Genomic DNA, 11,859 nt, shown 5'->3' on the forward strand with positions numbered 1-11,859 from the left:
CCCCTACCGCTTCGCTAGCATTTGCACAGCGTCATCCTAATATCAAAGTGTCGCTTTTACTTCCCTGTACTATCGACAAACTCCGATTGATCATGATTCGCACCCATTGTGCAGCCCGGACGCCTTCTGTGACGGGCTTTTTTATGTCTGGAACTATCACTTCCGAAACGGAACGAAATTCGTTACTCCCCTCAGTAAATTCTTATCATCGATCATTTTGTGATCAATCCCGCAATTGTTGCTATTATAGCGACGTAATACACGCAGCAAACGTGATGTTTTACGAAAGAGAATTTCCCATTGAACGAATTTTCAACCCGCCTCTGTGCGGGTTTTTTTGTGCCTAAGGGGTGGCGATCACATCTTTATCAGTGCCAAGGCGCATAATGTATGAAACCAGAAGGTACGATAGTTTCCTCCAAAGATTGCCCGCGCTTCATCTCACTCGCAGCGCGGGCTTTTTTGCGTAAATAGACTAGATTTGAAGTGGTACTGTCGAAAACGTGGAGGCGAGAATGCGATATCTTTTGCTGCCAGGTATCACTACGGTATTGCTAGTAGTTGTTGTGTTTCTAATGCAAGCACAGTGGAGTCCCATGCTGTGATGATTCGACCCATCTCAGCAGGCTAATAAGAACTATAAAAGTTTTCGCTGAACTCTCCGCACAGGCTGAACTCAAGGGCATCCTGTGCTTTTTTTTGTTCGTGGCATGGCAATTCCTCAACACCATACTAAGCTCAATCGGTTCCCGTTCCCCACGGGACGCCATCAATTGCAGGCATATCATTTGCCGCCCGGTGTCCACTGCTCCGGGCTTTTTTGAAAGTTTCAAATTGGCGATCCATCCTGCTCATGTATTACGGTAACTTCATGCGTCACCACTCCCACAACGGCCACATCTTCAAGCAGGTCATCTTCCAGAGTCAAACCGTCATCCGTAATAATCCGGCTAGGGTGCAGATAAGCGTGCCCCCATTCATACAGGCCTGACATATCGAGCAGAACAGTATCGCCGTTCTGTGGCCGCCTCTTCTCATCCACGATGCAACTCCGCCCCTTCCACTCAACCAGGTAACAGGTTGTGCTCGTTGCCATGACCTTTTGAACCGGCAGCGTCATCTCGCCACTGGCAGGTCCGAATATCGAGTGGTGTACGCCGGTGAAAGCATTTCCCGCTTCATTGCCCACGATTTCTGAGTACCCTGCCCTGCGAACCATAGTTTCCCCTTCCCGCTCTGGTTAAGGCCATCTACAACGCGCATCAGCGCCTCACTGTTGACCTGTGGTTTGTGTTCGTCAAAGAGATTGAGTTGTGAAACGCCCTGACTGAAGAAATCTCCAAGCATGACTCCTGCCTTCATGTAACGCCGGTTATCGAGCCAGATGCGATCAAGCATCTCCATAGCTACCCGGATGATGTCGCGGGTGTCGTTGGATGGAGTCATCAAATTACCCATGGCCTGATTACCGTAATAGATTTCATTTTCTGCATGCGGGCTGGTTCGAACGAATACCGCTACCTGCCTGCAGAATTGACGCTCTCCGCGTAGCTTCTCGGCGGCACGTTCTGCATAAGCACATATCGCCTGGCGCATCTCCATATAATCGGTTATCCGGGAGCCAAACGAGCGAGAGCAGACGATTTGCTGTTTCGTCGGTGCAAACTCTTCTATCTCAAGGCATTGCTCGCCACGCAGTTCTCGCACCGTTCTCTCAAGCACCACATTGAAGTGCTTGCGGATGATATAAGTGCTCTGCTCTGACAGATCTTTGGCAGTGATTATGCCCATCGCGTTGAGTTTCTTGCTGATTCGTCGGCCAACGCCCCAAACGTCTTCTACTGGCACAAGAGCCATTAGCTTCTTTTGACGGTCAATATTGGACAGGTCCAGCACACCGCCTGTCTTCGACCATTTCTTGGCTGCGTGATTTGCCAGCTTCGCAAGCGTCTTTGTTGGCGCGATACCAACGCCAACAGTGAGATGTGTTTCCTGCTTTATGCGAGCCCTTACCCTACGCCCGAAGTCTTCCAGTGGCTCAATCCTGCTCATTCCCTCAAGCAGCATAAAAGCCTCGTCTATTGAATAGATTTCAACAGCTGGCGCCATCTCTTCGAGCGTGGTCATTACACGGTTAGACATGTCGGCGTAGAGCGCATAGTTAGAACTGAAGATGTGGACACCATACCTTCTGAATTCGTCCTTCAGCTTGAAGTAAGGCGCGCCCATGGGCACCTGCAACTTTTTAGCTTCAGCAGAACGAGCTATCACGCAGCCATCATTGTTTGAAAGAACGACGACCGGCTTGCCGCGTAGGTCAGGACGGAACACTGTCTCGCAACTTGCATAGAACGAGTTCACATCAATCAAGGCAAACATCACATACCGCCGTTAGGGTTGAAAACCTGAAACACTCGCTCATCACCATCTTGCGGTGAAATGTCTCGAAACGTGGTTGTGTGCGTCTCGATCCAATTATTGGCATCACGCAGAGAATAATCCCACTTGTAGCGTTTAAGCACTGCTACAAAGTCGAGGGTACTGATAGTGAAACGTCCCTCGGCATCACGCTTAATCGCCTGCCTGAAAGCCATCATAATTTCGTAGTCGCGGGGCATGGTTTGGCCTCCCTGATAGTTACTGTGTAAACATACAGTATTATTGATCGTTGGAACTGATCAAGTGGGAGATTATGTGGATGCGGGAAGGGGTTGGTTAGGAAAGGAATTTAGTTGGGGGATGAGGCGCAATCGAATGTTGACCTTATCGAGTGCATGCACGATCATGATGAAAATCATGAAGCAGGATTAGAAATGAAAGAACAAAAGCCATCCTCTTATTATGGATTGATAGCTCTCAAGTGGCTCTTCAGGGCGCTGGGAGTCATGTCCATTTTGTGTATTCTTGGCGTCATACCAAAGCCCAATGATGATAACTTGCTTTATGCGGGATTCGTAATTATATGGGCGTTATCAGAGTTAGATTGGTATAGAAGAAAAAATAAAATTAAAGAGAGTCAAAAATGAGGTTTTTTACTAGGGTTTTTGGCCTGTTCCTTCTCTATAACATTCTTGTCATGAAGTCATATCTGTGGGAGTCGAAATACTATTTCTATATTGAGATTATCGGAATAGTAATATGGATGGCTAGTGAGTATTCATGGGTAAAGGAAAAAAGAAATAAAAATGATAAGGCCGGATAATTCCGGCCATTTCTAGCATTCAATTTTCTTGCTGATTGATTTCTTGAATAATGACTCAACACTATCCTTCTTAGATAGAATTGGCCTTTCAATAAGCACCCATGATATCGACGCAAGTGCGAAACTAGTTACACTCCACACAAAAACATTATTAATACTATGAGAGGAAACCGGGGTAAATCTTGTGCCAACATACATTTCTGGGACGAGGTTATGGATAAGATAGAATGCATAGCTTATCTTGCCCATTAAAGCTAGAGGCTTAAACTCAAGAAAGTCTTTAACCCTCGATTTTTCATAAGCATAGAGGTAATAAACGATGCACACTGAAAAAACAAGCAAGGCCATATACATGAGTTGAGTGTTAGCCCCATAGTTTTTATGTGACTGAAATATTTGTGTAGAAAAGTATGTAATAACAAAAACAATCAAAGATAAGTTTAGCGTAACTTTCACACCCTTTCTTGGAATATTATATATCTTTTTGTTGTAAACCGCCCAAGCCAGTAGTGCGCCTGCGGAAATCGTATCAAAGTGCGTAAATGGCAGAGCGTAAAATTTCTTTTCAGCCAAGCCAAAAAATGATGTTAACGGGGTGAATACCATTCCCAGCAAAAATGTTGCCAATATCACGTAGACGACTTTATTTTTGGGGGAAAGAAGTATTAACGCAGGCCATATCAAATAAAATTGTTCCTCTACATCAAGAGACCAAAAGTGCCCTGTATACCCAACCCAATCTTGGGTCAAAAAGATATAAATATTTGTGGCATATAAATAATGCCATATGGGGCTAATCTCTGTGAACCAATAAAGATTAAAACAAACCCCTATAGTTATTATTATGTAAAAAACAGGGACGATTCTAAGGAATCTTCTCACATAGAATGATGAGAATTTATACCATAAATAATCATCCCTGTCTTTTTGTTTGAGCAGAATTGATGTAATTAAAAATCCACTTATGACAAAAAATATTGAAACACCCACACCACCTAGTTCATTACTTTTTTCAAGGTAATAGTTAAATATGTAGTGCTGAATCAGAACCATAGAAACGGCAATTGCTCTTAACCCGTCTAAACCTTTGACATGCTTCATTTAAGAAAATTCTCAATTTATATTGAGAGCGAGTTTAAGTATCAGGTTAAGGTTTTGCAAGCATTTGCATTAAGAAAGGTTAAGAATTAGTAAAAATTAATGCCTTTGATTTACTGGTTCTGGGTGGTGTAAGTGCCATCTTTATTGTAAGTGGGGGAGTTAAGGAATTCTTCATCAAAGTAAAATATTTTGTCCTTTAAATTGAAGAACATGCCAGGTTGACAGTAAAGATCACCAACTGGAATGAGGGTGTAGCCATCTATGTTAAAATCATCTTCTGCAACAATCACATTCTCAACTAATGTCTGGTCATTCTTTATTACCGCGAAGACGGTTTTCATCATGCATACTCCCTAATTCTGCAACCACCAGATAGCCCTGTATTGCCGTTATAGGCAGACTGACTGGCACCACGATATACCCCATCAACAGAGGCTCCCCATGAAGTTCCCGGGAAGGGTCCCTGTGCTGGAGCTGTATAGTTGGTGGCTACGCCAAAAGATGCCTGGATAGCGTTTGGAACTCCTCTGCCGTAGATTGAGTTAATGATTCCAGTTCCCGTTGGCGCCGTGGATGATGCTCCGGTGGCTGACGTGATTGTCCCATTGGTGGGGGTAACCGCGTAACTGCCCTGTCCACCGGGACATGACAAAAGAGAACCAAATGTACTCGTTCCTCCCGCGCTTCCTTGCCCAGATGTTCCACCTGGAGATCCTCCGGCTCCAATAGTAACCGTAGTAGGGACTGGGTTGGTGTAACGAGCAAGAGCATATGTACCCTGACAACCTGGTGAGGTACATGCCGTTGTGGTTGATGACGTAGCTGCGCATCCGCCAGTCCCACCACTACCGCCTACCAATTCAACCTCATACATGGTTGTACCGGGCGTTGGCGTATACAAACCTGTTGACGTAAATGTCTGGATGTTTAGCAGGCGGCCTGTCGCCTGCCCTAACTGCATTGCGTGATTGGACTGCGTGGCAGCAGCTACCGGTAACGCGCCGCCACTATTTCCACACAAAACCCAGGCCGTAAGTGTGCTATTCCACTCCACTTCAATCAGTCCATTGGCAATAATCTCGCCGCCCTGCAATGCCTGATTGGCGTGAGAATAAAGGGGATATGCAGAACCGCCATTCACCGCGAGAGTAGACGCGCCGGAGTTAGCCGTTTTCGCCTTGAAGGTGACGCGCATACCGTCAGTCAGAGTTGGCAGCGCAGGAACGAATGACGCCACGTAGGCGTTGGCCGCACCGGTGTCAGCGGCGTAGGTCATTGTTCCCTGCTGAACGGCTGAGAAAATACCTGCCGCCGGAAGGAATGGCGCATTAGCAGCCACCGCAATATTCGATGCGGTGATGGTAGTGGCGCCCTGAGCGACCGTGATGATCCACGCAGCTGTGTAGCCAGTATCAGCTGCTGGCGTGGTCTGCGTACCTGTGGTTGCTGCAACGCCTGCCTTCAATGCAACAGTACAAACACCTGATCGAACCGTATTCTGAGCTGTCCCGGCATTGTTTGGTCCGCTGTACGCTACAGAAGGGTTGGCGGCATTGTAGTAAGGCAGTACGGTCGCGCCTGAGTCCGTATCGCTGTATGCAATCTGGATCAGGTAATTGATGCTCTGCCCCGCCGTGGTCGGCGCTGTCAGCGTAAAGGTGGTGGAGCCGAGGATTACGCCCTGCTTCAGGATGGTGTTAGTTGTATCGGCTGCCAGTGATGAGTAAGCGGTACCGTCAACGTTCTGCAGGCTGTAGATCTGACCTTTGGCTACATTCACCACCATTGAGGCTGGGGAAGATGGCGTGCAGGCCAGCCCGTGAAAATAGGTGTTTGAACCCATTAGTGCTGCGGCAAGCTTTGCCAAGCCCATCATGGCATATTTGTTGGTATTAAGCAGGTCAGTTTCGAGCGGAATCGCGCCCGGATAAACGATTTGACGATCCATTTATATTTCCCAATAAAAAGGCCACCGCAATGGGTGGCCTGTTGAGGATGGCGAATTGATGTGTGTTTACTGCAATCTAACCCAGACGAGGGTGCCTTCCATTTTCACTGCCGCGATGGCTTCGTAGACCTGAGCATCAGTAATACTTCCGGTGATCATGCTTTGCGATGCGTATTCGCCACGGGATGCCGAGTTGTAGCCAGATGGAGTTGATGCATAACCCGCGATATAGGGAATGCCTGAACCTGACGGACGATAAGCGGTGACGAATGCCTGGTATGGAAGCATCAGGGAGCCATAGCCTCCCGTAACGCCATATCCAATTAATGGACCGCCATAAGAACCTGTATCCAATGGTCTCTGAGATTCAAAAATGTACGGCGTCTTGCCGGTCATATCTTCTAAGATATCGATGATCGCCTGTCGCGTGCCTCGCTCCCTGAAAAGGCTTATCTTCATCTGATTCCTAAACAGATCGTCCGACTGTCCTGCCGACCTCTGCAGGTTTTTACCGAAGAAGTCATACGCTGCAATATCCAGCCAGCCATCCGTGGCGGTGCTGATTCGTGTCTGGAGCTTCGCATAAAGATACAGCGAATAGCACCATGCCAGCGCGCTGGAACAGGCAGTGAGTGCGCCAGTCAGGATAGGGTTGCTGTCACCAAACCAGGTGGGTGGCATAAGCCCTTTAAGGCGCGTGTAAATGTCGTTATGATCACCTGTCGCCATTTAGCTCACCGATATCGTGCCAGCGCGGATCACCTGCTTACCGGTAGCGGCAATATCCGCAGTCGCGCCGTTGAGGGTTACAGAGGAGACGTTAGTCACAAGAGAACTGGCGCCATATGCAATGTTGGATAACTTCGAGTACGGCAGCAACTGACCGAGCGAAAGGCTGGCGATGTATTCCTGAATCGCCGCCTGCACCATGGCTACAATCGTTGCGTGGTTGCCGGATGAGTCAGTGGTGATCACCATCACGACATTCGCCGTTACAACCGTTGGCGGAAATACGCCGAAGCTGATCGTGAAACCCCTGACAGCGTCGATTGCAGCATATGCCTGGCTGATAAACGTGCTCGATGGGGTGCCGCTACCGTCATCAACCACCGCATAAAAGTAGCCGGGTTGAGCGGTGCCGTTATACGCGTAATTTTCGGTCAGCGTATACGTAACGCCGCTTTGCATGCTGCTCAGTGCGTAACCAATCGCGGCTTTGGTCGCCTTTGACAAAGAAGCTATCCAGAGTACGAATCGGGCCCGGAAGTCATCGTCGGACTCGGCATCCTCACCGTTAACAAACGTAGTGCTGTTCGTCACCGTGTCGACATACTGGATTGAGCCGGAAATGATGGTGATGGTGCCAGCCTGCGCATTGCCCGCCGCCCCTGCGGTATCAGCCTGTACAGGAACTGACAGTGAACTCACCCCGGCTGCAATCACGTATCCCGACTGTGTGGAGTCGTACGCAGCGTTGGTTGTGTCTGCGATAACAGAGTAAGCCTGAGTACCGTCTGTAGTGGTCACGCCTGACCCGACAGGGATCAGTGCCTGATTCGTTGCCGTAAACCGACCGAACGTCGCCTGGCCTGTCGCCTGCACCGCTGACAGGCGCGTGAAGCTGAAATCAGCCATCCACGAATCCAGATCGTCGCCTGAACAGGTGGCCGCACGGGTTACCACCAGAAGATTCACTATAAGCTGCTGAATCCACATCGCAACGCCAGCATTAGATTCAGCCAGCGCGCGCAGGATGCTGCCGATCGCCAGATCGACGAGCCCCGCAGCTTTAGCCTGCATCGCAGTAACCTGATCGCTGACCAGTGTGGCGAAAGTTTTAGTATTGAGTGATGCCACGTATTACCTCGTTACGTCAAAGCTGAGTGTTTCCGGTGTGCCGGAGGTGGCGTCGGTATATTTCACTGACACGCTGACCCCGCCCTCGATGAGTGCCAGACTGACAGATGGCGCAGGGCTTGATGCGACCGCTTCCTCAAGCAGCATCTGGCCGCTGATAAGCGCCTTCCATTCGTTGAGATTTACGTTTTGCCCAACCTTTTGCCCCAGTCCCGCGCCATATTCCGGATGGAAAACGTATTCACCGGGATTGGTCATCAGGCGGCGCAGTATTCGCTGCTTTCCTCTTTCCGTGCCGGTAACAGGCCGCAGGTCGCCCGCAGGCGAGGTGCTGAGGTCACCGCCCGTATAGTGGTAAATGTCGTACATGAGTCACCGCTATGAGAGTTGTTGGTTTGGCTTGCTGGTAGTGCCGCCGCCGTCGCCATTTTCCGGATGGGTGTGGCCGTTATAGGTAACGCGAACCTTCTGAACCGTGCCGTAAAGGCCGTTGTTGTCGCTGATGTCTTTCACAACAATAAGATTGTTGTCCATCGTCACATCACCACCCGTAAAGTGGTGTGCAGGCGCGTCGTAGGTCATCTTCAGCTTTGCACTCAGAAGTACCTCGCCGGTGTTCAGGAACTTCAGAAGCGATCCGCTTTTGTGGACGAGCCAGAACTCTCCCGAAGGCGGCCCCGGACAGCGGTCTTCATCGTTATAAAACTGCCCCGCCGCCATCCCGGCGCCCATCAGGCCGGAATCAAATTCCACTTCGACCTCGGCACCAATCATTGGCCCTGCCGCCAGCCCCCATCCGTTGCCGACCCACGGAGAGCTAAGCGGTATCCACCCCGTTTCCTCGCCTGTTGGCTGCAGCTGAACCTTTACCGCGTAACTGTCCGGGTCGTAGGCGGTGATAATCCCCTGCCGCGTGCCGCTGTCACCCGCACTTGTTTGCTGAGCATTGGCCGCCATCGCATTCAGTAACGCTCTCATTGTGTTACCTCTAGTGCCGGGCTGTGATTCTTGCCGGTAACGTTCATCGTGTAGCCATTTTCCCAGCTCATCGACCGGCGCACGCTGTCACACCAGTAGCGCTGGTCGAAAGGACTTTGTGTTCCTTCAACACGTACCAGAGTCTGCGGCGTTAAAAGATTATCCCCGGCGGTTGAGCCGCTGAATTTCATCTCATGCTGCACGACCTGCTGATAAATAGTCTGCGCCAGTTCGTTGGCTGCTTCGGGGGAAAGGCCATTTCTGATCACCCGGTAAACCTGCGTTTTCGAGGTAGAGTTTCCGGGCGTGGTGCCTTTGGCATACTTCGGATAAGACGCCACGAATTGCTTGTTCTTGCGCTTCGCATTCCAGCTCAGAACCTCAACGGTGACGCCCTTTGATATCGTCAGTGCGCGAGAGAACGACAGGTCATCTGACATATTGCATTGCGGGTAAGCAAGAGTGCCCGGTGGCTGCCAGCGAATGACGTAATTGTCTGCCTTCGCCGGATCTTTAATGGGTTCAAAATGCAAGTTTTCCCCATCGACATACACGGAGTAATTTTCAATGGCTGCCAGCGTAGTGATTAAGTCCCACTCCGTTTGTTCCCCGGTAAGGTGCGCGCTGTCAATCTGATAGAACTCACCGAAACGCTGCGTGGTTGCAGTGACAACAGGTGTAAGTCCATGCCGCTGTGCCAGCATCGTGGCAATCTGTGAACTGGTGTAGTTCTTGAAGCTTTCGCCGGCAGACTTGGCATCAATCATCAGCGCGGTAAAGTCACGACCGTCAGCCGTCACCTCGAACCGTGCAGGGTCGTAATGCCAGTTGTCGATATTGCCGATAATGAGCTTCTTCTCGTCTGTACCTGATTGCGTGATGATCGAGGCATACAACTCCACCTTGATAGTGGTCTGCGTTGCCCACCAGTTCAGCATCTGCATGTTGGCTGGCATTGCAGACGGCGCGAGAACAAGGTCAAACGTCGATGCGCCACGGAAACCAACATCCTCCACGCTGAACGATACAAACGGGACTTCAGTGCCATTTAAACGACAACGCCCGCTGATATGGCGGGCGCTGGATTCAATTATCGGGTTATTTACGTCCATGGCTAACTCGTAGGGTTGGCTGGAATCGTCAGCGTGTTAATGCCGCTCAGTTGTGGGTCAGTCAGGTCATTGGCAGATGCAATGCTGCTCCAGAGAGAGGCGTCGCCGTACTGATCGGAAGCCACCTGATAAAGGTTGCCTCCGGACAGAGTAACCGTCCTCACGCCGTCCGCTGTCTGGCCAGAATTCACGTTTTTATTCAGGCGCCCTAACACGTTCTGAAGGCTGTAAAGCGCCGGTATGCGCGTGCTCTGATCTGCCTGGCTAAGCAGATTGCTGACCGTGGTTGAAATCGGATTGCCGGGAACCAGTCCACCAAGGGTGGTTATCTGGCTGGCTGCCGATTCGAGTTGGCTGATTTGCTGCTGCACAATGGTCTGCGCGGCGATAATCGGCCTGACCACTGCCTGCACCTGCTCAACCGTTGCGTGCGCAAAGTCAGTAACCTCTTTTACGGCACTCTGTACCGTCGTAACCGCGCTGGTGACTGTCGATACGTCGATGATGTCAGAGAGGCCAAGAGCCTGCCCGATATCGCTGTCCAGCAGCCCCTGCAGCGCGCCGGTCAGCGCATCCACCTTCAGCGGCGAAGCATTATTGGCAACAATGGCCACCTCAATACTGTACGGCCTGCGGTATATGAACTCATAAACCGGTGTGAAAGAGGTGATCACCACCGTGAAGCTGTAATCATCCAGCGTCAGGGTTAACTTCTCCCCTGCGTCGCGCATCCGCTCAAGTGCTTTAACACGATCGCCAGATTCGGAGCCGGTAATAACACCTGACCACGTCAGCGGGTCATATTCCACACCAAGTACGTCAATGACGCGCTTGCCCCCGACCATCTGATGCAGAACCGTCTTTTGCCGACCGGGCAGTGCCAGGCGCTCAGGGACTTCGAAATCAAGAAACTCGAAATCCCCAAGCACAAGGCGTGTTGTGGTCGGATCTAACCCCTGCGCGAAGTTATTCAGGGCGCTAATAAACGACATAGTGGCTTCCTGTGCAATCACTGATCAAACGTCAGGATTACAAAAATGGTGAAGAGGGAATATGTTGAGTGTTCGGAATATTCTTAAGGAAGAAAATATGCTGCACACAGTTCATTTCTTATGCCCAGTAACAGCTCAAACCGTATCCTTTTTTCAGCAAGGCTGCCTGCAGGCCATCGGTAACGGAGCTACATCACTGCAAATACACATTTCAAGTGGTGGCGGAGATTTAATTTCAGGATTTACTGCCTATCACTTTTTAAAATCACTTCCGGTTCCAATCGCCACTCACAATATTAGTAACGTTGAATCAGTAGCTAACGTCATATTCATGGCTGGAACCGAACGACGCGCTAACCCCGGCTCTCGATTCCTTCTTCACCCCCTACATTGGGGTTTCGCTACTTCGGGAGTGGATCACGCCAGAATTATCGAGTGGTCCAAATGTCTCGATAACGATTTCGAGCGTTTTGTTGAGGTTCTCAATCGCGAGACGCAGCGCAACGATGTCGACTGGGGAACATTGATTAATTCCGCGACAATACTTGACGCCGATGCCGCCACCACCAACGGTATGGTTACATCTGTGGCAAGTGCAACACTGGCTGAATCCGCCGCTAATTGGTGGGTAACCTGCTGACATTGCTATTCTCCAAAATAAAACCCGCC

The 11,859-nt window shown here is 50.1% G+C and carries 14 protein-coding genes; 2 read left to right on the top strand and 12 right to left on the bottom strand.

The window, feature by feature from the left end; all coding sequences use genetic code 11:
* Positions 1-829: 829 nt before the first annotated feature.
* The 3 genes from F3J37_RS01810 to F3J37_RS01820 all read right to left on the bottom strand — a co-directional run bounded on the left by F3J37_RS01810 (position 830) and on the right by F3J37_RS01820 (position 2,618).
* Complete coding sequence (locus tag F3J37_RS01810; protein ID WP_166931364.1) at positions 830-1,042, bottom strand: hypothetical protein; 213 nt, start codon at positions 1,040-1,042, stop codon at positions 830-832.
* Positions 1,043-1,116: 74 nt separating this feature from the next.
* Positions 1,117-2,379 carry a translesion error-prone DNA polymerase V subunit UmuC gene (gene umuC / locus F3J37_RS01815; RefSeq protein WP_166931367.1) on the bottom strand — a complete coding sequence of 421 codons (1,263 nt, stop codon included), beginning with the start codon at positions 2,377-2,379 and terminating at the stop codon, positions 1,117-1,119.
* On the bottom strand, positions 2,379-2,618 hold the full coding sequence (locus F3J37_RS01820; protein WP_166931370.1) for a DNA polymerase V: 240 nt from the start codon (positions 2,616-2,618) through the stop codon (positions 2,379-2,381). The genes umuC and F3J37_RS01820 overlap by 1 nt, the downstream gene beginning before the upstream one ends.
* A gap of 114 nt (positions 2,619-2,732) precedes the next feature.
* Between F3J37_RS01820 and F3J37_RS01825 the strand changes: the two genes are divergently transcribed.
* On the top strand, positions 2,733-3,026 hold the full coding sequence (locus F3J37_RS01825) for a hypothetical protein (protein WP_166931373.1): 294 nt from the start codon (positions 2,733-2,735) through the stop codon (positions 3,024-3,026).
* A gap of 188 nt (positions 3,027-3,214) precedes the next feature.
* On the opposite strand, the gene F3J37_RS01830 is transcribed toward F3J37_RS01825, so the two are convergent.
* From F3J37_RS01830 to F3J37_RS01870, 9 genes are all read right to left on the bottom strand, one after another.
* A complete protein-coding gene (locus tag F3J37_RS01830) occupies positions 3,215-4,303 on the bottom strand; it encodes an acyltransferase family protein (protein ID WP_166931376.1) in 1,089 nt (362 codons plus the stop codon).
* Positions 4,304-4,413: 110 nt separating this feature from the next.
* Positions 4,414-4,647: a hypothetical protein gene (locus tag F3J37_RS01835; protein WP_166931379.1), complete on the bottom strand. Its 234-nt coding sequence runs from the start codon at positions 4,645-4,647 to the stop codon at positions 4,414-4,416.
* Entirely contained in the window at positions 4,644-6,251 is a 1,608-nt protein-coding gene (locus tag F3J37_RS01840; RefSeq protein WP_166931381.1) for a phage tail protein, read from the bottom strand. The genes F3J37_RS01835 and F3J37_RS01840 overlap by 4 nt, the downstream gene beginning before the upstream one ends.
* A 66-nt stretch (positions 6,252-6,317) precedes the next feature.
* A complete protein-coding gene (locus F3J37_RS01845; protein ID WP_166931384.1) occupies positions 6,318-6,980 on the bottom strand; it encodes a UCP028438 family phage-derived protein in 663 nt (220 codons plus the stop codon).
* Positions 6,981-8,108, bottom strand: coding sequence for a baseplate J/gp47 family protein (locus F3J37_RS01850; RefSeq protein WP_369410639.1), 1,128 nt, complete (start codon positions 8,106-8,108; stop codon positions 6,981-6,983).
* Positions 8,109-8,111: 3 nt separating this feature from the next.
* A complete protein-coding gene (locus tag F3J37_RS01855) occupies positions 8,112-8,477 on the bottom strand; it encodes a contractile injection system sheath initiator (protein WP_166931387.1) in 366 nt (121 codons plus the stop codon).
* 9 nt (positions 8,478-8,486) lie between these two features.
* The gene (locus F3J37_RS01860) at positions 8,487-9,086 is read right to left on the bottom strand and encodes a phage baseplate assembly protein V (protein WP_166931390.1); all 600 of its coding nucleotides are present in this window, start codon (positions 9,084-9,086) and stop codon (positions 8,487-8,489) included.
* Positions 9,083-10,198 carry a phage late control D family protein gene (locus F3J37_RS01865; protein ID WP_166931393.1) on the bottom strand — a complete coding sequence of 372 codons (1,116 nt, stop codon included), beginning with the start codon at positions 10,196-10,198 and terminating at the stop codon, positions 9,083-9,085. The genes F3J37_RS01860 and F3J37_RS01865 overlap by 4 nt, the downstream gene beginning before the upstream one ends.
* Positions 10,199-10,200: 2 nt before the next feature.
* Positions 10,201-11,190: a hypothetical protein gene (locus F3J37_RS01870; RefSeq protein ID WP_166931395.1), complete on the bottom strand. Its 990-nt coding sequence runs from the start codon at positions 11,188-11,190 to the stop codon at positions 10,201-10,203.
* Positions 11,191-11,287: 97 nt separating this feature from the next.
* On the opposite strand from F3J37_RS01870, the gene F3J37_RS01875 reads away from it, so the two are divergent.
* Complete coding sequence (locus F3J37_RS01875) at positions 11,288-11,830, top strand: ATP-dependent Clp protease proteolytic subunit (RefSeq protein WP_166931398.1); 543 nt, start codon at positions 11,288-11,290, stop codon at positions 11,828-11,830.
* Positions 11,831-11,859: the final 29 nt, after the last annotated feature.

This window comes from Candidatus Pantoea communis (assembly GCF_011752685.1).
GTDB classification, from domain to species: Bacteria; Pseudomonadota; Gammaproteobacteria; order Enterobacterales; family Enterobacteriaceae; genus Pantoea; species Pantoea communis.